The sequence below is a fragment of the Ideonella sp. FW305-24 genome (assembly GCF_058788035.1).
Genome location: NZ_JBYTAI010000002.1, coordinates 233,262 through 256,207, shown reverse-complemented (window position 1 = coordinate 256,207; position 22,946 = coordinate 233,262). Strand labels below are relative to the sequence as shown.

22 protein-coding genes are annotated in these 22,946 nt (G+C 67.6%); 20 read left to right on the top strand and 2 right to left on the bottom strand.

The features are described 5' to 3' along the window. Positions 1-14 precede the first annotated feature (14 nt). The 7 genes from aceK to AC3WR5_RS06795 are packed head-to-tail and all read left to right on the top strand — an operon-like array spanning position 15 to position 6,954. Positions 15-1,835, top strand: a complete 1,821-nt coding sequence (gene aceK / locus AC3WR5_RS06825) for a bifunctional isocitrate dehydrogenase kinase/phosphatase (protein WP_492483564.1) — start codon at positions 15-17, stop codon at positions 1,833-1,835. A gap of 43 nt (positions 1,836-1,878) precedes the next feature. Next, positions 1,879-3,057, top strand: coding sequence for an acetyl-CoA C-acyltransferase (locus tag AC3WR5_RS06820; protein ID WP_492482976.1), 1,179 nt, complete (start codon positions 1,879-1,881; stop codon positions 3,055-3,057). Between the two features lies 1 nt (position 3,058). Continuing rightward, positions 3,059-3,721: a LysE family translocator gene (locus AC3WR5_RS06815; protein WP_492482974.1), complete on the top strand. Its 663-nt coding sequence runs from the start codon at positions 3,059-3,061 to the stop codon at positions 3,719-3,721. A gap of 31 nt (positions 3,722-3,752) precedes the next feature. Further along, positions 3,753-4,427, top strand: a complete 675-nt coding sequence (locus AC3WR5_RS06810) for a phosphatase PAP2 family protein (RefSeq protein WP_492482972.1) — start codon at positions 3,753-3,755, stop codon at positions 4,425-4,427. Position 4,428: 1 nt separating this feature from the next. Beyond that, positions 4,429-5,127 (top strand): SDR family oxidoreductase, encoded by a 699-nt coding sequence (locus AC3WR5_RS06805; RefSeq protein ID WP_492482970.1) that lies wholly within the window; start codon positions 4,429-4,431, stop codon positions 5,125-5,127. Positions 5,128-5,158: 31 nt separating this feature from the next. Continuing rightward, positions 5,159-6,289 carry an acyl-CoA dehydrogenase family protein gene (locus tag AC3WR5_RS06800; RefSeq protein ID WP_492482968.1) on the top strand — a complete coding sequence of 377 codons (1,131 nt, stop codon included), beginning with the start codon at positions 5,159-5,161 and terminating at the stop codon, positions 6,287-6,289. Positions 6,290-6,321: 32 nt separating this feature from the next. Further along, positions 6,322-6,954, top strand: coding sequence for a chorismate--pyruvate lyase family protein (locus AC3WR5_RS06795; RefSeq protein ID WP_492482966.1), 633 nt, complete (start codon positions 6,322-6,324; stop codon positions 6,952-6,954). Positions 6,955-6,956: 2 nt separating this feature from the next. Here the strand turns inward: AC3WR5_RS06795 and AC3WR5_RS06790 are convergent, their stop codons facing one another. Then, entirely contained in the window at positions 6,957-8,366 is a 1,410-nt protein-coding gene (locus AC3WR5_RS06790) for a serine hydrolase domain-containing protein (RefSeq protein ID WP_492482964.1), read from the bottom strand. Between the two features lie 112 nt (positions 8,367-8,478). Between AC3WR5_RS06790 and AC3WR5_RS06785 the strand changes: the two genes are divergently transcribed. The 12 genes from AC3WR5_RS06785 to AC3WR5_RS06730 all read left to right on the top strand — a co-directional run bounded on the left by AC3WR5_RS06785 (position 8,479) and on the right by AC3WR5_RS06730 (position 19,784). Further along, complete coding sequence (locus tag AC3WR5_RS06785) at positions 8,479-9,165, top strand: 2-hydroxychromene-2-carboxylate isomerase (RefSeq protein WP_492482963.1); 687 nt, start codon at positions 8,479-8,481, stop codon at positions 9,163-9,165. Then, positions 9,152-10,336 carry a YbfB/YjiJ family MFS transporter gene (locus tag AC3WR5_RS06780; protein WP_492482961.1) on the top strand — a complete coding sequence of 395 codons (1,185 nt, stop codon included), beginning with the start codon at positions 9,152-9,154 and terminating at the stop codon, positions 10,334-10,336. Before AC3WR5_RS06785 ends, AC3WR5_RS06780 begins: the two co-directional genes overlap by 14 nt. 23 nt (positions 10,337-10,359) lie before the next feature. Beyond that, the gene (locus AC3WR5_RS06775) at positions 10,360-10,875 is read left to right on the top strand and encodes a YbaK/EbsC family protein (protein WP_141287571.1); all 516 of its coding nucleotides are present in this window, start codon (positions 10,360-10,362) and stop codon (positions 10,873-10,875) included. 50 nt (positions 10,876-10,925) lie between these two features. Continuing rightward, positions 10,926-11,162: a DUF1289 domain-containing protein gene (locus AC3WR5_RS06770; RefSeq protein WP_492483562.1), complete on the top strand. Its 237-nt coding sequence runs from the start codon at positions 10,926-10,928 to the stop codon at positions 11,160-11,162. Between the two features lie 36 nt (positions 11,163-11,198). Further along, the gene (locus AC3WR5_RS06765) at positions 11,199-11,852 is read left to right on the top strand and encodes a hypothetical protein (RefSeq protein WP_492482959.1); all 654 of its coding nucleotides are present in this window, start codon (positions 11,199-11,201) and stop codon (positions 11,850-11,852) included. Between the two features lie 13 nt (positions 11,853-11,865). Further along, a complete protein-coding gene (locus tag AC3WR5_RS06760) occupies positions 11,866-12,846 on the top strand; it encodes a hypothetical protein (protein WP_492482957.1) in 981 nt (326 codons plus the stop codon). Positions 12,847-12,928: 82 nt separating this feature from the next. After that, on the top strand, positions 12,929-13,246 hold the full coding sequence (locus AC3WR5_RS06755; protein WP_141287574.1) for a hypothetical protein: 318 nt from the start codon (positions 12,929-12,931) through the stop codon (positions 13,244-13,246). A 264-nt stretch (positions 13,247-13,510) separates the two neighbouring features. Beyond that, positions 13,511-15,289 (top strand): MFS transporter, encoded by a 1,779-nt coding sequence (locus AC3WR5_RS06750; RefSeq protein ID WP_492482955.1) that lies wholly within the window; start codon positions 13,511-13,513, stop codon positions 15,287-15,289. A 155-nt stretch (positions 15,290-15,444) separates the two neighbouring features. Then, positions 15,445-16,773, top strand: a complete 1,329-nt coding sequence (locus AC3WR5_RS06745; protein ID WP_492482953.1) for a hypothetical protein — start codon at positions 15,445-15,447, stop codon at positions 16,771-16,773. Between the two features lies 1 nt (position 16,774). After that, positions 16,775-17,926 carry a hypothetical protein gene (locus tag AC3WR5_RS06740; protein ID WP_492482951.1) on the top strand — a complete coding sequence of 384 codons (1,152 nt, stop codon included), beginning with the start codon at positions 16,775-16,777 and terminating at the stop codon, positions 17,924-17,926. Positions 17,927-18,104: 178 nt separating this feature from the next. Next, on the top strand, positions 18,105-18,248 hold the full coding sequence (locus tag AC3WR5_RS06735; protein ID WP_170200855.1) for a hypothetical protein: 144 nt from the start codon (positions 18,105-18,107) through the stop codon (positions 18,246-18,248). A 159-nt stretch (positions 18,249-18,407) separates the two neighbouring features. Further along, positions 18,408-19,784: a chloride channel protein gene (locus tag AC3WR5_RS06730; protein WP_492482948.1), complete on the top strand. Its 1,377-nt coding sequence runs from the start codon at positions 18,408-18,410 to the stop codon at positions 19,782-19,784. Here the strand turns inward: AC3WR5_RS06730 and AC3WR5_RS06725 are convergent. Then, positions 19,760-20,842: a substrate-binding domain-containing protein gene (locus AC3WR5_RS06725; RefSeq protein ID WP_141287575.1), complete on the bottom strand. Its 1,083-nt coding sequence runs from the start codon at positions 20,840-20,842 to the stop codon at positions 19,760-19,762. The genes AC3WR5_RS06730 and AC3WR5_RS06725 overlap by 25 nt on opposite strands. 173 nt (positions 20,843-21,015) lie before the next feature. Here AC3WR5_RS06725 and AC3WR5_RS06720 point away from each other — a divergent pair, with 173 nt between their 5' ends. Then, positions 21,016-22,701: an OFA family MFS transporter gene (locus tag AC3WR5_RS06720; protein WP_492482946.1), complete on the top strand. Its 1,686-nt coding sequence runs from the start codon at positions 21,016-21,018 to the stop codon at positions 22,699-22,701. Positions 22,702-22,946 lie beyond the last annotated feature (245 nt).

The following is a 22,946-nucleotide window of genomic DNA, read 5'->3' as shown; positions in this document are numbered from 1 at the left end:
CTGTCCGTCAAACCCTGTTCCCGCAGCAGCTTGACGACAGGCGCGGCTACGGGATCGCCTGCGCGCTGCTGGACGGGTTCGACAAGCACTACCGGCTGTTCCGCGAAGCCAGTGCCAGCGCCAAGCGGCGCTTCGAGCAGGCAGACTGGCATGGTCAGCAGCGTGCGCAGCGCGAGCGCATCGAGTTCTACGACCTGCGCGTGGCCGAGGCTGCCGAGCGCTTGCAGGCCGAGTTCCAGGCTGGCAGGCTGTCGATGGCGATCTGGCAGCAGGTCAAGCTGCACTACATCGGCCTGCTGACGCATCACCACCAGCCCGAGCTGGCCGAGACCTTCTTCAATTCGGTCACCACCAAGATCCTGCACCGGCACTACTTCCACAACGACTTCATCTTCGTTCGCCCTGCGATCTCGACCGAATACATCGAGAACGACGAGCCGGCCGCCACGCCCACCTACCGCTGCTACTACCCGACGCGCGAGTCGCTGCGCGACACGTTGATGCGCGTCATCACCAACTTCCGCTTGCAGGTCGCGTTCGAGGACCTGGCGCGCGACGTGGACGCGGTGCTGGCCGCCATGCTGCTGCGGCTGGACCAGGACGGCCCGTTCCGTGCGCGGGCCAACTTCCAGATCCAGGTGCTGTCCTCGCTGTTCTACCGGAACAAGGGCGCGTATGTGGTGGGCAAGGTGGTCAACGGCTACAGCGAAGCGCCGTTTGCGCTGCCCATCCTGCACCTGGACCGGCCGGAGGGCGCCGCGCCGCAGCTGGTGATCGACGCCGTGCTGTTCGGCGAGGACGACCTGCAGATGCTGTTCAGCTTCGCGCGGGCCTATTTCCTCGTCGACATGGAAATTCCCAGCGCCCATGTGCAGTTCCTGCGCTCGCTGATGCCGCGCAAGCCGCGTGCCGAGCTCTACAACGCGCTGGGCCTGCAGAAGCACGGCAAGAACCTGTTCTACCGCGATTTCCTGGCCCATCTGCAGCACTCCAGCGACAGCTTCCGCATCGCGCCCGGCATCAAGGGCATGGTGATGCTGGTGTTCGACCTGCCGAGCTTCCCGTTCGTTTTCAAGCTCATCAAGGACTTCTATCCCGAGCAGAAGGACACCACGCGCGAGCAGGTGCAGCGCAAGTACCTGCTGGTCAAGCAGCACGACCGCGTGGGTCGCATGGCCGATACGCTGGAGTTCTCCAACGTGGCCTTCCCGCTCTCGCGCTTCGACGAAGCGCTGCTGGCCGAACTGCGCCACTTCGCGCCCAGCCAGCTGGAGTTTTCCGAGCGAGCGTCCGACGGAGGTCATGGAGGCCCGCGCGAACTGGTCATCAGGCACGTCTACATCGAGCGCCGCATGGTGCCGCTGAACATCTACCTGCAGGACGCCACGCCCACCCAGCTCGAAAACGCGGTGATCGAATACGGCAACGCGATCAAGGACCTGGTCGCGGCCAACATCTTTCCCGGCGACATGCTGTGGAAGAACTTCGGCGTGACCCGCGCGGGCAAGGTCGTGTTCTACGACTACGACGAGATCGAGTACCTCACAGACTGCAACTTCCGCCGCGTGCCCGCGCCGCGCAACGAGGAAGAGGAAATGTCAGGCGAGGTCTGGTGGCCGGTCGCGCCGCGGGACGTCTTCCCCGAAACCTTCGCGCCTTTCCTGCTGGGCAACCCGCAGGTGCGCGAAGTCTTCATGAAACACCATGCCGACCTGCTGGACGCCGCGTTCTGGCAAGGTCACAAGCAGCGCATTGCCGCCGGCCATGTGCACGACGTTTTTCCCTATGAGCCGGGCAAGCGCTTCGCCGTGCAGCGCGCCCAGGCGGCAGCCTGAGGCCGCAGCTCTTTCATCACGGCAATCACAGGAGACTCGAAAAATGGCCGATCCCATCGTCATCGCATCCGCTGCCCGCACCCCCATCGGGGGCCTGTTGGGCGACTTCTCATCACTGGCTGCCTGGGAACTGGGTGCCGTCGCGATCAAGGCTGCCGTCGAGCGCGCCGGCGTGCCGGGCGACGCCATCGACGAAGTGCTGATGGGCAACTGCCTGATGGCTGGCCAGGGCCAGGCGCCCGCGCGCCAGGCCCTGCGCAAGGCCGGCCTGCCGGACAGCACAGGCGCCGTCACGCTGAGCAAGATGTGCGGCTCGGGCATGCGCGCGATGATGTTCGCGCACGACATGCTGGCCGCCGGCTCGGCCGAGCTGATGGTGGCCGGTGGCATGGAAAGCATGACCAACGCGCCGCACCTGATGTTCGCGCGCAAGGGCGTGAAATACGGCGCCACCGCCATGTACGACCACATGGCCCTCGACGGCCTGGAAGACGCCTACCAGCGCGGCCAGGCCATGGGCGTGTTCGCCGAACAGTGCGTGGGCAAGTACAGCTTCACCCGCGAGGCCATGGACCAGTTCGCCATTGCCTCCACGCAGCGCGCCAAGCAGGCCAACGAAGACGGCAGCTTCGACTGGGAGATCGCCCCGGTGGCGCTGGCCGGCAAGGGCGGCGAGACCCTGTTCAAGCGCGACGAGGCCCCGTTCAAGGCCAAACTGGACAAGATCCCCGGCCTGAAGCCCGCGTTCAAGAAGGACGGCACCATCACCGCCGCCACCTCGTCCAGCATTTCCGACGGCGCCGCCGCGCTGGTGCTGATGCGCGAGTCCACCGCCAAGGCGCGTGGCCTCACGCCGATTGCCCGCATCGTCTCGCACGCGGTGCATGCGCAGGCGCCGGAGTGGTTCACCACCGCACCGGTCGGCGCGATCCAGAAGGCCTTGAAGAAGGCCGGCTGGACGGCCGAGCAGGTCGATCTGTGGGAAGTCAACGAAGCCTTCGCCGCGGTGACCATGGCCGCAATGGCCGAGTTCAAGCTGCCGCACGAGATCGTCAACGTGCACGGCGGCGCGGTCGCGCTGGGCCACCCGATCGGCGCTTCCGGCGCGCGCATCGTCGTCACGCTGCTGGGCGCGCTGAAGAAGCGGGGCTTGCAGCGCGGCGTCGCGGCGCTGTGCATCGGCGGCGGCGAAGCCACCGCGATGGCCATCGAACTGCTGTGACATGAGCGAACTCGCCGCCGCGCTGGGCCTGCACAGCCTGGGCCTGTTCTCGCTGACGGTGCTGGTGCTGAACGCCACGCCAGGCGTGGACATGCTCTACACCGTCTCGCGCACGCTGACCGGCGGCGCCCGCAACGGCGTGGCCGCGGCGCTGGGGGTGTCGGCTGGCTGCGTGGTGCATGCGTTGCTCGCGGCGTTTGGGCTGGCTGCCTTGCTGGCCGTCTCCAGCCTCGCGTTTGCGACGCTGAAGTGGGCCGGCGCGGCCTACCTGGCGTGGGTGGCGCTGCAAATGTTGCGCAGCGCAGCCCGGCCCGCCGAAACCCAGGCCGCGCAGGCGGCCGAGGCGCGGCAGCGCTCGTTGCCCGCGGTGTTCCGCCAGGGCATGGTCACCAATGTGCTGAACCCCAAGGTGGCGCTGTTTTTCCTGGCCTTCCTGCCGCAGTTCATCGCGCCGGACGCGCCGCACAAGACGCTGGCCTTTCTCGCGCTGGGCGCCTTGATGGTCACGCAGGGCACGTTCTTTTTGCTGGCGCTGGTGGTCGTGTCTGCACGGCTGCGCCGGCTGGGCGGCTCGCCCACGCTGTCGCGCTGGCTGAACGGCCTGGGTGGCGCCTTGTTCCTCGGCCTGGCGGCGCGGCTCGCGCTGGTCGAGCACCGGGCCTGATCCGGTCGAGAATCGCACCCTTGCTGCACTGATGGACCCCGCTTTGAACGCCTGGCATTTCGTGACCCGCTTCGGTGAAGCCCAGATCCTGCTGCCGGCCGCGCTGCTGGTCGGCCTGCTGCTCGCCAGCCGCCCGGAGGGCCGGCCGGCCGCATCACGCTGGCTGGCCGGGCTGGTGCTGGCCACGGGGCTCACCACCTTGACCAAGATCGCCTTCATCGGCTGGGGCATCGGCTCGGCCAGCCTGAACTTCACCGGCGTGTCCGGACATTCGATGTACGCCTCGGCGATCTACCCGGTGCTGCTCGCCGCCTGCGCCGAGCTGCTGATCGGCCGGGGCCGCATGGCCGCTGCGCTGCTGGGTGCGGTGGTGGCGCTGGTGGTGGGGGTGTCGCGACTGGCGGTGGACGCGCATTCGGTCAGCGAGGTCATCGCCGGCTTCATGGTCGGCGGGGCCGTGAGCCTGGCGGTGCTGTTCGCCGAACACTGGCACACGCCGCGGCTGCAGCGCTGGCTGCAGGGCGGCGCGCTGGCGGCCATCGCGCTGTGGCTGTTCGGCGCTTCCGCCTGGTCCCCTCCATCGCCCACGCATGCGCTGGTGACGCGCATCGCGCTGCGGCTCTCCGGCCACGAACATCCCTACACCCGGGCCCAGCTGCTGCACACCCAGCATCAGCGGCTGGACACCTCGACCGCCAGGCTCTGACATGACCGCTGCTGCTGCTTCAAACTTCTCGCCACGCTCGGTGCTGGTCATCGGCGCCTCGCGTGGCATCGGCCTGGAACTGGTGCGCCAGTACAGCCAAGATGGCGCGCGGGTGGTGGCCACCGCTCGCGACGACATTGGGCTGGCCGTGCTGGAGTCTGTGAATGCCAAGGCGCTGAAGCTGGACGTGACCTCGGCCGTGAGCGTTTCGAGCCTCGCTTGGCAGATCGACGGTGAAAGCTTCGATGTGGCCATCGTCAATGCCGGCGTCTACGGCCCGCGCCACAGCGGCCTGCAGTCGCCCACCGCAGCCGAGTTCGATGAGGTCATGCACACCAACGTGCTGGGCCCCATGCAGGTGCTGCCGCAGATGCTGGACGCGCTGGCGCCCGGCGCGCGCGTGGGCGTGCTGTCCTCGCGCATGGGCTCGATCGGCGCGCGCGCGAGCAACGTGGGCTGGCTCTACCGCGCCTCCAAGGCGGCGGTCAATTCCGTGCTGGCCGACACCGCGCTGGCGCTGAAGGGCAAGGCCTTCTGCTGCGCGCTGCATCCCGGCTGGGTGCGCACCGAGATGGGCGGCGAGGGCGCCGACATCTCGCCCGAGCAAAGCGCCGCCGGCATCCGCCAGGTGCTGGCCGGGCTGGACGAAACACGCCACGGCGGATTTTTCGATTACAGCGGCGCCACCATCCCCTGGTGAGCGCAGCACAACACATCCGGAGACAAGAACCATGCTGCTGAGCGAAGAGCACCAGGCGGTGCGGGAGGCGGTGCGCGCCTACGTGCAGGACAAGATCGCCCCGCACGCCGCGCGCTGGGACAAGGAACACCACTTCCCCGCCGAAGAACTGAAGGGTCTGGCCGCGCTGGGCTGCTACGGCGTGGCGGTGCCCACCGATTACGACGGCGCGGGCCTGGACTACCTGGCGCTGTCGCTGATCCTGGAAGAGGTCGGCGCCGGTGACGGTGGCACCTCCACCGTGGTCAGCGTCAACAACTGCCCGGTCTGCTCCATCCTCATGAGCTTTGGCAACGAGGAGCAGAAGCAAAGGTTCCTCAAACCGCTGGCGCGGGGCGACATGCTGGGGGCCTTCTGCCTGACCGAGCCGCACGTGGGCTCCGAGGCCGGCGGGCTGAAGACCATGGCCGTGCGCGATGGGGACGACTACACCATCAACGGCGTCAAGCAGTTCATCACCAGCGGCAAGAACGGCGACGTGGCCATCGTGATGGCGGTCACGGACAAGGCCGCCGGCAAGAAGGGCATCAGCGCGTTCCTGGTGCCGACGAACACACCTGGCTATACGGTGGCCCGGCTCGAAGACAAAATGGGCCAGCACAGCTCCGACACCGCGCAAATCCTGTTCGAGAACTGCCGCGTGCCGGTGGCAAACCGCTTGGGCGAAGAGGGCCAGGGCCTGAAGATCGCGCTGGGCGGGCTGGAGGGCGGGCGCATCGGCATCGCCTCGCAAAGCCTGGGCATGGCGCGCGCCGCACTGGAAGCCGCGCTGCGCTATGCCAAGGAGCGCGTGGCCTTTGGCGTGCCGATCTACGAGCACCAGGCCGTGCAGCACAAGCTGGCCGATTGCGCCACCCAGCTCGAAGCCGCGCGCCAGCTGGTCTGGCATGCCGCGACCTTGAAGGACGCCGGCCTGCCCTGCCTGAAGGAAGCCGCGATGGCCAAGCTGTTCGCCAGCGAAATGGCCGAGAAGGTCTGCTCCGCGGCCATCCAGGTGCACGGCGGCTACGGCTATGTCAGCGACTTCCCCGTAGAGCGCCTGTACCGCGACGTGCGCGTCTGCCAGCTCTACGAAGGCACTTCCGAAGTGCAGAAGATCCTGATCGGGAGGGCACTGGTCTGAGCGCTCGCGATCCGGTCGAGACCTGGACGGTCGTGCCGCTTCGCCGCCTGCGCGCGGCAGCGCCTGCCGGTCGCGCCACGCACGGCCAAGCCAGCGCGCGTGCCACGCGCGGCACGGACCAGCGCTGGCTGTCTGCTCAGGGTTCGCTCACGGTGCACTTGCGCACCGCGCGCCCGCCGCTGTCGGTGAAGGTGCTGGCGCAAGGCCTGCGCCCCTGCAACGCGGGGGACGCGCAGGCGCTGGGCCTGCAGCGCGGCGCGGCGGTGCATGCGCGGACCGTGCTGCTGATCGGCGCCGGCCAGCCGATGGTGTTCGCGCACTCGGTCACGCCGGCTGCGGCCGCCGCGCGTGGCCCGTGGAAGGCCTTGCGTGGCTTGGCGCAGCGGCCGCTGGCCGAACTGCTGTTCACGCGAGGCGACGTGCAGCGCTCGCCGCTCTCGCAGCACTGGCTGCCGGCCGCGCATCCGGTGGCGCGCGCCTTGTGCCGCGCCTGGGCCGAGGCCACTGGCCAGCCTTGCCCGGCGCGCGGCGTCTGGCAGCGCTGGTCCACTTTCAACCGCCAGGGCCAGGCGCTGCTGGTGGGCGAATATTTCGTGCCCGGCCTGATGGCCGGCTGGCCGGCGCGCCAGGCGCAGCGCGCATTGCGCTACCACCGGGCGGACTGAGATCACTCCGGCGTGATCGTCGCGGCGCGCAGGGCGCCGCCGGCTGCGCGGCTGAAATCGAAGTGGAACCACTGCGCGCCAAAGCGCAGCAGGTAGCGCCGTTCGCCATCGCTGCGCTGGCCGCGGTACACCAGCGCTTCGGGCCGGCCGTAGTTGTCCAAGGTGTTCTGCAGGGCTTGCCGCTGCGCTGGCGCGAGCGCGATGTCGGCGCTTGGCGTGCCCTGCTTCAGTGCGGCCAACCAGGCCCGCAGCTGCTGCGTCAAGGCCGGGTCTTCGCCCGGCACCGGCGCGTGCGCGGCGCGGGCTTCGGGGTGCAGCACCTCGAACAGCGAGGCCGACAGCGCCGACGCATTCAGCGCTTCGTGGTTCACCAGCACGACGATGGTCAACTGCTCTGCCGGATACCGCATCAGGCTGGACGAAAAGCCCAGCGTGCCGCCGCCGTGCCACAGCCGTGCATGGCCGGCCTGGCGGTCGACGAAAAGGCCGAAGCCGTAGCCATCGGGCTGGCCGTTGTTCAGCACGGCGGGCGTGGCCATCGCCTGATACGACGCGGGTGAGACCACGCGGCCGCCGGCCAGCGCCTCGGCCCAGGCCAGCAGGTCATCGGCGGTCGACACCAGCTCGCCGGCACCGCGGATCCAGCTTGGCTGGAAGCGGGGCGCGCGCTGCACCTGGCCGGCTTCGGTGGTGTGGCCGCTGGCCAGGTCCGGCCTGCGCAGCGCGCTGTCGCTGGCCCCTGTGTGGGCCATGCCGGCAGGGGCCAGCACCTGCTCGCCCAGCCGGTTCGCAAACGGCTGGCCGCTGACGGTCTCGACGATGCGGGCCAGCAGCAGGTAGTTCGTGTTGCTGTAGCGAAAGCGGCTGCCTGGTGTGAACTGCAGTGGCGCGGCCTGTACCGTGGCCAGTACCTGCTCGAAGCGGGCTGGCGTCTGCGTCGCGTTGGCGGCAAAAGCCTCTGTGCCGGCGAAGTCCGGCAGCCCGCTGGTCTGCTGAAGCAATTGCCGCACGCTGACCTGCGCGGCGGCTGGGAATGTGGGCACGAACTTGCCCACCGCGTCGTCCAGCGAGAGCCGGCCGGCCTGCACCAGCTGCAGCACCGCGGCCGCGGTCATTTGCTTGGTGATGGAGCCGATCTCGAAGGCCGTGTCCTCGTGCATGGCCCGGCCGCTGGCGATGTCCGCCAGGCCATAGGCGCGGCGCAGCAGCAACTCGCCGCCGCGGCGGATCGCTACCACAGCGCCGGGCGCCTGCTGCGTGCGCAGCGCCTCGCGCACGGTGGTGTCGATGGCGGACTCCTCGGCGGCGGAGAGCGGGGCTGCATGCGCTGTCGGCAGATTCAGCGCCAGCAGGGCCGAGAGAGCCAAGGCTTGGAAGTGCCGGCGCGCGGCATTGACGGAAAGGTGCGGCATGGCGCCATGCTAGGCAAGACCTTGCCGCATGCGGTACTGCTGCGACGAAACTGCGCAACCGGGGCATGCACTGTCGCCACGCGCGACGGATCGGTCTATCGTTTGCACGATCATGCCTGCCGCCATCGACTTTTTCTTCGACTTCTCGTCGCCCTATGCCTACATCGCCAACGAATGGATCGACGCGCTGGCCGCGCGTCATGGCCGGCCAGTGCGCCGCCACGCCATCCTGCTGGGCGTGGCTTTCCAGGCCGCCGAATCCACGAGCGCCCCCAGGGCCGGGCTCGCGCCCAGCCCGCCCCCCGAGGGGGTCAGAAACCTTGGGGCGGCCCAGCGGTTTCTGGTGAGCCCGGTATCGCATCCGGTCAAGCGCGAGTACACGCTGCTGGATTTCGAGCGCTCGGCGCGTTTCGAGCGCGTGCCGTATCGCCAGCCCGCGCCGTTTCCCATCGCCACGCAGAACGCCGCCCGCGTGTTCTGGTGGCTGCACGACACGCAAGGGCCGGACGCTGCCGCCGCATGGTCCCGCGCCGGCATGCGGGCCTACTTCACGCGCGGCGTGCCGCTCGACGAGCCGGCCGCGCTGAAGGCACTGGTGGCGGAGACCGGCCTGGACGCCGAGGCTGCGCAGGACGCCTGGGGCGACCCGGTCTGGAAGCACCGGCTCAAGCAGGCCAATGACGACGCACTGGCGCTGGGCGTGTTCGGCGCGCCGTTTTTCATCATCGACGGCGAGCCCTTCTGGGGCAATGACCGCAAGCCGCAGATCGAACGCCGCCTGGCCGATGGGCGGATCTAAGCCTCTCCAACCCTGGCAAGTCATCACCGGCGGTCTCAGCGCGCTGGTGCTGACCGTCGGCCTGGCGCGTTTTGCCTACACGCCGCTGCTACCCGAACTGCAGGTGCAGACGGGGCTGTCCGACCGCAACGCCGGCCTGCTGGCCGCGGTGAACTATGCCGGCTACATGAGCGGCACGCTGCTGGCCGCATGGATAGACGATGCGCGCTGGCGCCATCGGCTCTACAGCGCCGGGCTGCTGCTGGCCGTGCTCAGCACCGCGGCCTTCGGCCTGGGCGACTGGTGGCCCGGCTGGCTGATGCTGCGCTACCTGGGCGGGCTGTGTGGCGCGGCCGGCATGCTGCTGGGCTCGGGCCTGGTGCTGAACTGGCTGATGCGCGCCGGCCGCCGGCCCGAGCTGGGGCTGCACTTCATGGGCATTGGCGTGGGCGTGGCGGTCTCCGCGCTGGCGTGCTGGGCCTTCACGCGCTGGTGGCCGGGCTGGCAGGCGCACTGGCTGGCACTGGGCGGCGTGGGGCTGGTGTTCCTGTTGCCGGCCTGGCGCTGGCGCCCTCCAGTGCCGCCGGCCGCGCCGCCCGCGCACGCCGCGAGCGATGGGGGCGGCCCTTCACTGCGCTGGCTGCTGCTGATGTCGGCCAGCTACTTCGCGGCGGGCTGGGGCTTTGTCGTCAGCGCCACCTTCACCGTCACCATCGTCGAGCGCGAGCCGGCGCTGGCCGGGCATGGGCCGCTGGCCTGGGCGCTGGTGGGGCTCACCGCACTGCCCACGGTGTTCCTGTGGGATCGCATCGCCCGTCGCATTGGCGAGCAGCGTGCGCTGCTGATCGCCTTCGGCGTGCAGGCGGTGGCGGTGTTGCTGCCCGCACTGTCCGGCACGCTGGCCGCGGCGCTGCTGAGCGCCATCGGCTACGGCGCGACCTTCGTCGGCATCGTCAGTCTGACACTGGCGCTGGTGGGCCGCCGCTCGCCGCACAACCCGGGCAAAGCCATGGCGCGGCTGACGCTGAGTTACGGCGCGGCACAGATCGCAGCCCCCGCGCTGTCTGGCGCGATGGCGCAGGCCAGTGGCAGCTTCCATGGTGCGCTGTACCTGACCGCCGCAGTGCTGGCGATGGGCATGGTGCTGCTGGCCTGCCTGCCGAAGTCCGGCGACTTCCCGACCGGGCGCTGAGCGCTTGCCGCCACAATCGCGGCATGAGCGCCGAGATCGAACTTTCATCTTCCGCTGCCGAAGCCCCGCACGAGGGCTTTGCGCTGGTCACCCGCCTGCTGGCCGAGCGTGGCCACCCGCACCTGCCGAAGTGGCTGGACGTGCCGGCCCGCACCTGCCAGGAGGCGGCAGAGGCCTTGGGGCTGGCGACCGGGCAGATCGCCAAGAGCGTGATTTTCCGGCGCAAGTCCGACGAAGTGGCGGTGCTGGTGGTGGCAGCGGGTGACCAGCGGGTGGACGAGAAGAAGGTTGCCGCGCTGGTCGGCCCCATCGGCCGGGCCGACGCGGCCTTCGTCAAGTCGCGCACCGGCTTCTCCATTGGCGGCGTTTCGCCGGTCGGCCATGCCACGCGACCGGTCACGCTGATCGACCGCACGCTGTTCCGCTTCGACGAGGTGTGGGCCGCTGCCGGCCACCCGAACGGCGTGTTCCGCCTGCACCCGGACGAGCTGGTGCAGCTCACCGGCGCGCCGGTGGCCGACGTGGCGCAGGAAGGCTGAGCCCGGTGGACCGCGCCGTCCCCGCCTTCTTGCTGGACGCGCCACCCGTCCTGCCCGCGGATTGGTCCGCTGGCCAGCCGGTGCCGTCGCCTTGCATCTCCGTCTGCCGCATGGATCCGGCCACGGGCTGGTGCGAAGGTTGCCTGCGCAGCATCGATGAAATCATCGCCTGGTCGCGCCAGGACGAGGCCGGCAAGCTGCAGGTCTGGGCCCGCTTGCCCGGGCGCTGGCAACAGCAGCAGGAGGCCTTGTTCGGCTCTTTGCCCCCGTCGCCCGGCGCCAGCTGACCCTGTTCCTCCATTTCCGTCACCCGAGGCCAAAGCATGCAGTTGAATGACCCCGCGCCGTGGCGTGAGGCAGCCCAGGCGTTCTGGGCCTGGCTGTTCGAGCACCAGGCCGAGCTGGACGCCTTGCGCAGTCCCGACGATGTCTTCTGGGACGAGCTGCTGCTGCGCCTGCAGGCACTCGACGACGGCCTGTGGTTCGAGGTCTCGTCGGCCGAGGTCTCGCCGCGCGAACTGGTCATCACCGCACAGGGCGATGTGGACCTGTTCGACAAGGTCGAAACCCTGGTGGCGCTGGCCTCGCCGCTCACCGGCTGGCGGGTCGTCGCGCTGAAACCACCGCTGGGCTTCGACTTTGGCATTCGCTACCAGGGCATCGAGCTGCAGCCGGCCGAGCTGTGGTTCCAGCCGCTGCTGGACGAAGACGCGCCGCACATGCTGGGCCTGCGCATTGCCGTGCCCGGCTTCATTCCCGAGATGGAAGAGGAGTTCGACAGCGGCGTGCTGATCGTGCTGGACACCGCCCTGGGCGAACGCACCGCTGCCACCGAGGTCGAGCTGCTGGAAGTGTGCGAGCTCCCGGCCCATCCACCGGAAGAAGGTTTTTTCCCGCTGCCCGAGCTGCTGGGCTACCTGGCCTGGCGCCAGCAGCAGATGCGGCCAGGGCAGGGTGGCAGCGGCCAGGTCCATTGAGCTGTCTGTCCAGATGATCGTCCCGAGCTTCTGGGCCGAAGGCCGCGCACAACACAAGGCCGAAGGCAGCCAGCACACGCTGCGCCGCTTCGGCTGGTCCGACATCAGCCAGGAAGCGGCTCAGCAGCACGCCGACCAGCGCGCGCAGGAGGCGCTGGCCCGCGCCCTGTCCGGCGAGAAGCTGCCGCCGCGCGACTTCAAGCGGCCGTACAACGGCGCCCAGGGCCTGCCGATCCGCGAGGAAATCGTCAGCCGCCATGGCGAGGACCTGGTGGTGACCCGCAACAGCTACGGCGCGCGTTGCCTGAACACCGCCAAGGCCTTGTTCGTCGACACCGACTTTCCCACCGACGTCGACAAAGGCCTCAAGCGTGCGCTGCTCGGCCTGTTGTGGGGCCTGGCGGCGGTGTTCGGCCATCAGCGGCACTCATGGGTGGCGTTCTTTGCAGCGGCGCTGGGGGCCTGGCTCTTCAGCAGCGTTGTGTCCGCCCGACTGGCGAAGCACCGCATGCGCCATCCGGGGGCGGACGAATGGCGCGCGCGGCAACGCATCGACGCTTTCCTGCTGGCCCACCCCGAATGGCACCTGCGCCTCTACCGCACACCGGCCGGCATGCGCCTGCTGGCCATGCACCGCGGCTTCGACGCCCACGAGCCCGAGCTGCCGCAGCACTTCCAGGCACTGGGTGCCGACCCGCTGTACGCACGCATGTGCCTGAACCAGGGCTGCTTCCGCGCCCGCGTCAGCGCCAAGCCCTGGCGCATCGGCTGGACGGAGCGCCTGCGCCCGCGGCCCGGCGTTTGGCCCGTCAAGCCCGAAAGGCTGCCGGAGCGCGAAGCCTGGATCGCTGCCTACGAAGCGCATGCGGCCGGTTTTGCGGCCTGCAGCTTTGTGACGGCGTTGGGCAGTTCGGTCGTGGACCAGGACTTGCTCATGGTGCAGCAACTGCACGATGAGCTCAGCCGGGCGCACGCAGTCTTGCCGTTGGCCTGAGCCGTCAGCGCCTGGTGCCAGCGCCCGGGCGTGGCGCTAGCATCAGGGCATCGGGCGTGGAAGCAGGGAAGGAGGCGTCGCCATGGGGGTGTTTGTCATCGTGGCCTACAAGCCCAGGCGGGGCCAGGAGCAGGTGCTGCGCAGCTTGATCGACAAGCACTTGCGGGTGCTGGCCGAGCAGGGGCTGGTGAGTGACCGCCCGGCCTATGTGATGCAGGCAGCGGAAGGCACGCTGGTGGAGGTCTTCGAGTGGCGCTCGGCGGAGGCGGTGGGCGCGGCGCATGGCAACCCCGCGGTGCTGGCGCTGTGGGCCGAGTTCGCCGAGGTGTGCGACTACGTGCCGCTGGCCAGCCTGCCGGAGTCGCACACGATGTTTGCCGAGTTCACCGCCCTGGCCTGACCGGGCACCGCAACGCACCAAAGGGCCAAAGCCGCTCGGCGGCGGTTCCGGGCCTTGCACAGCAGGGGTTTGCACCGACGCCATCGGCCCCTGGGACTTTCCCTCGCTAGGCGCCCGTTTTCCGCATGCCGGAACGTGACCCCAGGGTTGGACCTGAGTTTGTCAGTTTCCATTCAGCCTCGCGTCAGAAGCGGGTCAGCGCCAAGGCCAACAGTGCGCAACAGCGAGGCCGTTGGGGCAGCGCTCGGTCATCAGGAGACAAACATGGCAACAGTGGCAATGACACCGACGGTGTCGACCGCGCCGATGACAGCGGAGGAGAAGAAGGTCATCTTCGCGTCCTCGCTGGGCACGGTGTTCGAGTGGTACGACTTCTATCTCTACGGCACCTTGGCCGTGATCATCGGCAACCAGTTCTTCTCGGCACTGGACCCGGCCTCGCGCACCATCTTCTCGCTGCTGGCCTTCGCTGCCGGCTTCATCGTGCGGCCATTCGGTGCGCTGGTCTTCGGCCGGCTGGGCGACATGATCGGCCGCAAGTACACCTTCCTGGTGACCATCCTGATCATGGGCCTGTCGACCTTCATCGTCGGCGTGCTGCCCAACTATGCGTCCATCGGCATCGCTGCACCGATCATCCTGATCGCGCTGCGCATGCTGCAAGGCCTGGCGCTGGGCGGTGAATACGGCGGTGCCGCGACCTACGTCGCCGAGCACGCGCCGCACGGCAAGCGCGGCGCCTACACCGCATGGATCCAGACCACCGCAACCATGGGCCTGTTCCTGTCGCTGCTGGTGATCCTGGGCACCCGCACCGCCATTGGCGAAGAAGAGTTCGCCAAATGGGGCTGGCGCATCCCGTTCATCGTCTCCATCCTGCTGCTGGGCATCAGCGTGTGGATCCGGCTGTCGATGAATGAATCGCCTGCCTTCAAGAAGATGAAGGCCGAGGGCAAGACCTCCAAGGCGCCGCTGACCGAATCCTTCGGCCAGTGGAAGAACCTGAAGATCGTGATCCTGGCGCTGGTCGGCCTGACCGCCGGCCAGGCCGTCGTCTGGTACACCGGCCAGTTCTACGCGCTGTTCTTCCTGACCGGTGCGCTGAAGGTGGACGGGGCCACGGCCAACATCCTGATCGCGCTGTCGCTGCTGATCGGCACGCCGTTCTTCATCGTCTTCGGCACCCTGTCGGACAAGATCGGCCGCAAGCCCATCATCATGGCCGGCTGCCTGATCGCCGTGCTGACCTACTTCCCTGTCTTCCGCATGATCACCGAGTCGGCCAACCCCGACCTGGCGCGTGCGCAGGCCAGCGCCAAGGTCACGGTGACGGCCGACCCGAAGGAGTGCTCGTTCCAGTTCAACCCGACCGGCACCGCCAAGTTCACCAGCTCGTGCGATGTGGCCAAGCAGAAGCTGGCCGGCGCCTCGGTGAGCTATGACAACCTGGAGGCACCTGCCGGCACGCCGGCCTTGATCAAGATCGGCGAAACCGAGATCAGCACTGCCATCACCCCGGAAGACGTCGCCACCGCCAAGGCCGGCGCCGAGAAGAAGCTGGCCGACCTGAAGGCCGCCGCCACGCCGGACGCCAAGGCCATCACCGCCGCAGAAGGCAGCCTGAAGACCTTGAGCGACGACAAGACGGCCAAGGACGCCGTGCTGACCGGCAAGATCAAGGGTGCGCTGAAGGCCGCGGGCTACCCGGACAAGGCCGACCCGGCCAAGATGGACAAGGTCAAGCTGGTCGCGCTGCTGACCTTCCTGGTGATCCTGGTGACCATGGTCTACGGCCCGATTGCCGCGATGCTGGTGGAGATGTTCCCAACCCGCATCCGCTACACCTCGATGAGCCTGCCGTATCACATCGGCAACGGCTGGTTCGGCGGCCTGCTGCCAGCCACCGCGCTGGCCATCGTGGCCCAGACCGGCAACATGTACAACGGCCTGTGGTACCCGATCATCATCGCCGGCGCCACCTTCGTCATCGGCATGCTGTTCGTGCGCGAGACCAAGGACGTGGACATCTACGCGGGCGACTGAGCACGCCGCTTCCCGTCAAGACAAGGCGGCCCTGCGGGGCCGCTTTTTTCTTTCGCGAGCCGATTCAAGGCGAGCTCCTTTCAAGATTCATGAGCCGGCCGGCCAGTGCGCAAAGGCCCATAATTTGGCTGAACTCCCGTTGGGACCTCCCGCACATGACCGAACCCAGCATCTGGTCGTTCCAGGATAACTTTGACTTTCGCCTCGATGTCGACGCGAAAAGTCCCTTCCATTACCCGCTGGAGCAGCATCGGGGCGCCTACAGCCGGCAGCGCATGTTGACGGCCTTCCACCTGGACCCCGCCGGCCAGTTGCGCCCGGGCACCAAAGCCAAAACGGCCGAGGCGGTCTTGTTTGGGGGCCATGTCGGGTGTGGAAAATCTACCGAGCTGCGCGATTACGCCGGCCTGTTCCGGCATGCTTACACGGTGCACCAACTGGAGCTGACCAAGCAGTTGGACATCAACAATTTGCGCTTCAGCGACTTGCTGATCGCGTTGGCGCAAGCGTTGGTGAAAACCTTCGAGGATGCGCAGTTGTCGCTGCGACCTGACCCGGTGTTCATCAAGCCCGTGGTGGACTGGTTCGAGACGCGCATCCTGAAGCAGGAGCGTTTCAAGGACATCGAAGGCGAGGTCAAAGCCGAAATCAAAGCGCAGGGCGGCGTTCCATTCCTGGCCAGTTTGCTGGCGACCATGACGGCCAAGGTGCGCGGGGGAGCAAGCTATCGCGAGGAACTGCGGCGCGAAGTGCGCGATGGTTTCCTGCAGTTGTCGTTGCATTTCAACGCCTTGATTGCGCACGCCAATGGGCTGCTGAGCCATCAGGGCCACGGGCCGTTGCTGTTCATCATTGACGGCACCGACAAGCTCTCGAAAGAAGATGCGGATGCGTTCTTCCATGCGGACGTCAATCAGCTCAGCCAGATCCAGACCAACCTGATCGTTTGCGCGCCGATTTCAGTGCTGCTGGAAGTCTCGGTCACAGCGCAGCGGTTCACGCGTGTGCAGTTGCCGATGGTGAAGATCTTCAATGAAGATGAGACGACACGCGGCGGCGAAGAAGATGCGCTGATCGCACTGGTGTGCAAACGCATGCCGCTGGTGTATTTCGACGATGAGGAAACCGTGCGCTACCTCGTTCAGTGCAGCGGCGGCCACGTGCGTGACCTGCTGCGACTGGTACGGGCAGCGTTCTCGCGCATCACGCAGGACCGCATCACGCGCAAGGTGGCGGAGCAAGCCGTGCGCGACGTGGCCTCCGAATACCAGCGGCTGGTGCGGCAGAGCGATTGGGCCGAATTGGCCCGCATCGACCTGTCGCGTGGCGAGGAAAAGGATCGCACCGACGACCGGCTGCGCATGCTCTACGACCTGGTACTGCTGGAGTACAACAACTACTGGTGGCGCAGCCATCCGCTGGTGCGTTTGCTGCCGCCTTACGCGAAGGCGCGCCAATCTGCCGCGGCAGACGGCGCGGGTTGAAATGAATGCCGACGGCGCCCCAAGCGATGCTGCTCAGGCAATGCCGGATGTCCGCAGCGAGCACGCGGGCAGTTTTGTTCGCCTTGCCGGCCTCTGGACGCGCCGTGACCATTTCAGCCTGGTGCTGGCTTCGGTGGACGCCCCTGCTTACCGTGATGCACTAATCGGAAGACTCAGGCAAATCGCACCGGCGGAGCGCATTGAGTTGGGGTCGGAACTGGGGCCTCACGAATGGTTGATTGGGGCCGAGCGCGCGCAGCTTGCCGGTTCAGGCAGGCTTCATCTGTGTTTCCCGCTGGACAGGCCGCGGGCCGCCTTGTGGTGGCAGCAGGCCAACGTTCTTCGCGAGCGTCTGGCCGACGCGCTGCCTGGCATCCAGGTGCTGTGGCTGTCCGATGCCGACATTGATGCCATGGCGCACCATGCGCCCGATTTGTGGAACTGGCGTGAGATGGTGGTGTCGTTCACGGCCGTTGTCACGAGGACCGCAGAACCTGTTGCGGGTTCGCGTTTCGAGCCGGCTTCAGGCAGCGAGGCTGTCGAAGTCATGGCGCGGGTGCATGCCATCGAGCAATACCTTGGCAGATCGGCCGCGGATGACGCCGGTTCGGCCAACCTGCACCTGGAGGCTGCCCAGGCCTACTGGCGGCTGGGTCAGATGGATCAGAGCACCGATCACGCGAGACGCGCTGCTCTGGCGTTTTCGAATGGCGGTGACGAGTTGCATGCGGCTCAGGCAAAGGCCCAACTGGCGGAAGTCTTCCACCTGCAGGGGCAACCGAACGAGGCTTTGCGATTGCTCACCCGGGAAGTGTTGCCCGTCTTTGATCGATTGGGCGACCTGCGCTCGCGAGCGGTGACGATGGGCAAGATTGCCGACGTGCTGCAGGCACAGGGTGATTTGGAAGAGGCGCTGCGGATCCGGCGCGAAGAACAGTTGCCGGTCTTTGAAAAGCTGGGCGACGTGCGCTCGTTGTTGGTGGGGCGAGCCAAGCTTGCCATCGGCCTGTACGTCCGCGGACAGCAGGCCGACCGCGCCGAGACGAAACAGCTTTTGGCGCAGGCCTACCAGGCCGCGCAGCAAATGCAATTGCCTGAAGCACAACAGGTGGCTCAGCTCTACAAAGATTTCTTTGGGATACCGCCGCCATGAGGCTTTGAATTCAGCTGAGTCATGCGATGTTGGCTCATCGGAGGAGCGCTTGCTTGTGGCCGTGCGCGTCATTCTTGAGCCTCCCCCAGGCTGTCAGCCTCGCGTCGGCTGGTGTTGGGGTGGTGTCAGCGCCGGGCGATAGCCTGCAGGCTTCAAACAACTGACGGAGACAAGGGCGATGTGGAAGCTGGCTTTGGGTTTTGTGGTGTTCGCTGCGCTGGCGCTTTTCGTCGTGATGAAGGCCGGAGATTCGGTCGACATGAGCGGCGAGAAGCACGGGATCGAGTCCCACGCACCGGAGGCCTCGGGCACTGCGCCTTGAGCCCCCCGAGGCCACGCTCCGAGCGGGCCTGCCAACCGCGAAAGAGGCGTGAGGGCCGCCTATCATCGGCGGATGCGGTTGCCGAATAGATTGCCAACCCTCTGGCTGGCCTGGCTGGGGCGGATGTTGCGCGCTGGCCAGTCCCGTGCAGAGGCCGCCGTGCGCAGCGTGCATGGTGTGGCGCCGGACTTCTGGGGCAATCTCCAGCAGGAACTGGTGGCTGGCCGGCAGTGGGTGGACCGCGCGGTGGTGCTCGTCTATGCGGTCCTGACCGGACTGCTGGTGGTGGGCTCCACACTGCTGGCCGAACATGCGTATCAAGCCTTCCTGCTGTTGCGCGGCACGGTACCGGGCGGGCGCTGGTGGGCACTGGCCTGGACGCCTGCGGTCACGGTGCTGGTGCTGTGGTGCACTCGCCGCTGGGCGCCTGGCGCCTTGGGCTCGGGCATTCCGCAGGTGGTGCGGGCCTTGGAAGACGACCTGACGCCGTCGCAGCGCAGCGCGCTGGTCTCGCTGCGGCTGTCGCTGGCCAAGGTGGTGCTGGTGGCCGGTGGCATGTTGGCCGGCCTCTCCATCGGCCGCGAGGGGCCGACGGTGCAGGTCGGCGCAGGCGTGATGGACCATGCGCGGCGCTGGCTGTCGCCGCTGTCGGGCATCGACAGCCATGACCTGATGGTGGCGGGAGCCGCGGCTGGCATTGCCGCGACCTTCAACACCCCGCTGGGCGGCGTGATCTTTGCGATGGAGGAACTGTCGCGCCGACGCGGCATTTCGCACAGCGCGCTGGTGATCGCGGCCATCGTGCTGGCCGGCCTGGTGTCGGTCTCGGTGTTCGGCAACCACACCTATTTCGGCGAGCTGCCGGTGCAGCAGCTGTCCTGGCACCTGTTCTTTCCAGGGCTGCTGGTGGCGCTGGTGGCCGGGCTGGGCGGCGGGCTGTTCTCGCGCCTGGTGGTGGTGTCGATGCGCGGCCTGCCGGACCGTTTCAGCGCCTGGCGGCGCGAGCATCCGCTGCGCTTCGCCGCGGGCTGCGGGCTGGCGGTGGCCTTGATCGGCCTGGTGACCGGCCAGGCCACGGCAGGCGCAGGCTATGCGCCGACGCGCGACATGCTCGAAGGCGAGGCGCAACTGCCCGGCGTGTTCACGCTGCTGAAGTTCTGCGCGACCTGGCTGTCGGCCTGGTCCGGCGTGCCGGCGGGGGTGTTTGCGCCGTCGCTGGCGGTGGGCGCGGGCGTCGGGCGGGACATTGCCTTGCTGACCGGCATCACCGGCGACGCGGCCATTCCGCTGATCGCGCTGGGCATGGTCGGCTTCCTGGCCGCGGCCACGCAGGCCCCGCTGACGGCCTTCATCATCGTGATGGAAATGGTTTCCGGCCATGCGATGGTGCTGAGCCTGATGGCCAGCGCGATGCTGGCCAGCGGCGTGTCGCGGCTGCTGGCGCGGCCGATGTATGAAGAGCTGGCCGGCCTGCTGCGCATTGCCCCGGCCACGCCTCAAGCGGGCCAGCCTCAGCCCAGTGCTGCTGGTTCCTGAAAGGCCTCGACCAGCGGGGTGACCCGGCCTGCGTGGCGGGCGTCGTAGCCGGGCAGGGCGTCGAGCTGGGCGCGCATCGCCGGGTCGCGCAGCCGTGCCAGCAACTGCTGCATGGCCGGGCGTTCCAGCGTCTGGGCATGGCAGAGCAGGAAGTAGCGCTCGTTGGCCTGCGGCATGAAGTCCAGCCCGAAGCGGCGGGCCGGCGGCTCCAGGCCGAAGCCAACGTCGGCCATGCCGCTGGCCACGTAGGCGGCCACCGCTGCATGGGTGAACTCACCCTGCTCAAAGCCGGAGATGCGACCGGCGTCCAGCCCCTGCGCGGCGAGCAGCCGCTCCAGCAGGAAGCGGGTGCCGGAGCCGGCCTGGCGGTTGATGAAGCGCAGGCCCGGCCGCAGCAGGTCTGAGAGTTCGTAGACCTTCGCTGGATTGCCGCAGGCGACCATCAGGCCCTGGCGGCGGGTGGCGATGTCGATCACGCAAAGCGCCGGCTCGGCCAGCCAGCGGGCGTAGTGGGCGAGCGTGGCCGTCGCCAGCGGCCCCAGCGGCACATGAAAGCCGGCGGCATCACAGGCGTGGTCGCACAGTGCGGCGACGGCCTCGGTGCTGCTGCCGTAGCGTCGTTCCACCGCGAGGCCGTCCTGGCTCAGCGCGCTGACCAGCGCCTCGATCGCAAAACCATGGCTGGCATGCAGCCGCAGCATGGGTGGCGTGTGAACGGCTAGGCGGCCGATCTCGGCCGCCAACTCCGAGGCCAGCGAGTCAAGCGCCGGCTTGAGCCGCGCGGCAATGCGATGGTCCGCCCAGACCAGCTTCTCGCCGAGGGCGGACAGCTTGGAGCCCTTGCCGCGTGTCATGTGCAGCAACGTGGCGCCGAGCTGGGCCTCGCCCTGGTGCACCAGGTCCCAAGCATGGCGGTATGACAGGCCCATTTGCTGGCAGGCGGCCAGCAGGCTGCCATGGGCATGAACTTGCACCAGCAATGTCAACAGGCGCGGCGGTAGTGCGCCGCCATCGGTTGTCTGAATTGTCCAGACGGGATGGATCGAGATCTTGTCCATGCGGGAAAGCTATTTATGCGGTAACCAGCATAAGTGCACTGCAGTGCCATTCATATTGCGGATGTCCGTGTCGATTGAGACCATTCCGCAGCGCCAGTTGCCGGTGCGGGGCAAAAGGTCGTGGGGATCGGTTCGAATTGCCCCTGTAGTCACAAAAAAAGGAGTATCGAACGATGTCCACCACAGTAATAGGCGGCATGCCGAACGCGGCGCCATCTTCCTCTGGCTTCTTGTCCAAGGAACGCATCATCGCCGGGCCAGGTTTCAACCGCTGGCTCGTGCCCCCGGCGGCACTCGCGATCCATCTTTGCATCGGCATGGCCTATGGCTTTTCCGTGTTCTGGCTGCCGCTTTCAAAGGCGTTGGGCATCAAGGAAGCCATCAAGTGCGGCCCGGAAGTCGGTTTCTGGCAGGAGCTTTTTGTCACCAATTGTGACTGGAAGGTGTCGACGCTGGGTTGGATGTACACCGCCTTCTTCGTGTTGCTGGGCTGCTCCGCAGCGCTGTGGGGCGGCTGGCTGGAACGGGCCGGGCCGCGCAAGGCCGGCGTGGTGGCCGCGGTCTGCTGGTGCGGTGGCATGTTGATGTCGGCCGTCGGGGTGATGCAGCACCAGTTCTGGATGATGCTGCTGGGCTCCGGTGTGATTGGCGGCATTGGGCTGGGGCTTGGCTACATCTCGCCCGTCAGCACTTTGATCAAGTGGTTCCCTGACCGCCGTGGCATGGCCACCGGCATGGCCATCATGGGTTTTGGCGGCGGCGCGATGATCGGCTCGCCGCTGGCAGCCGAGCTCATGAAGACCTTTGCCACGCCCACCGATGTCGGGGTGGCCCAGACCTTTGTCGTGATGGCCCTGGTCTATTTCGTCTTCATGATGGGTGGCGCGCTGGCCTACCGTGTGCCGGCCACCAACTGGAAGCCGGAGGGCTGGACGCCGCCGCCGACGCAGACCGGTAACGCGATGATCACCCAGCACCATGTGCACGTGAAGAAGGTCTGGGGCATTCCGCAGTTCTGGCTGGTGTGGATGGTGCTGTGCATGAACGTGTCGGCCGGCATTGGCGTGATCGGCATGGCCAGCCCGATGCTGCAGGAGATCTTCGGCGGCAGCCTGATCGGCCTGAGTGGTGACGCGGCCAAGTTCACCGCGCTGGACAAGGGCCAGCTGACCGCCATCGCCGGCGTCGCCGCCGGTTTCGCGGCGCTGATCAGCCTGTTCAACATCGGGGGCCGCTTCGTCTGGGCCAGCCTGTCGGACAAGATCGGCCGCAAGATGACCTATGTGGTCTTCTTCGTGCTGGGCGCTGCCATGTACGCCAGCATCCCGGCCAGTGCTGCAGCCGGCTCCAAGCTGCTGTTCGTCGGCGCGGTCTGCATCATCCTGAGCATGTACGGTGGCGGTTTTGCCACCGTGCCGGCCTACCTGGCCGACCTGTTCGGCACGCAGATGGTGGGCGCCATCCACGGCCGCCTGCTGACCGCCTGGGCGACAGCCGGCATCCTGGGCCCGGTCGTCGTGAACTACATGCGCGACTACCAGCTGGGCTTGGGGCTCCCGCGTGAGCAGGTCTACAACCAGACCATGTACATCCTGGTGGGCATGCTGGGCATCGGCCTGATCTGCAACCTGCTGGTCCGCCCGGTCGACAAGAAGCATTTCATGAGCGATGCCGAGCTGGCCGAGGAAAAGCGGCTGGCGCATGACAAGGCGACGGTGGCTGCGCAGGGTGGTGTGGGCCATGCGGCTGCGCAGGTCAGCAACCCCGTCTGGGTGGTGCTGGCCTGGGCGGCCGTGGGCCTTCCGCTGGCCTGGGGCATTTACCGCACCGGCCTGAGCGTGATGAAGTTCTTCAATTGATGGGCCGAGCGAGGTCGGCGGTGTGCCGCCGGCCTCGCGAAGGCGCAGGCTATCGCGGCGCGGCTGGAGCGCCGCCAGGGCCAGGCAGTTGCCGGGCCCCCAAAGGTTCTTTGTTCGAGCCCTGTCTCGAACCTGCTCTTGATTCAGAGGATGCCAGCATGAAGCCAGATCGTCCCTTGTCAGTTGCCGGTACGCCGGTGGTGGCCCCTTTGGTCTTCGTGCCGCGCACGTCCAAGATCCCCGGC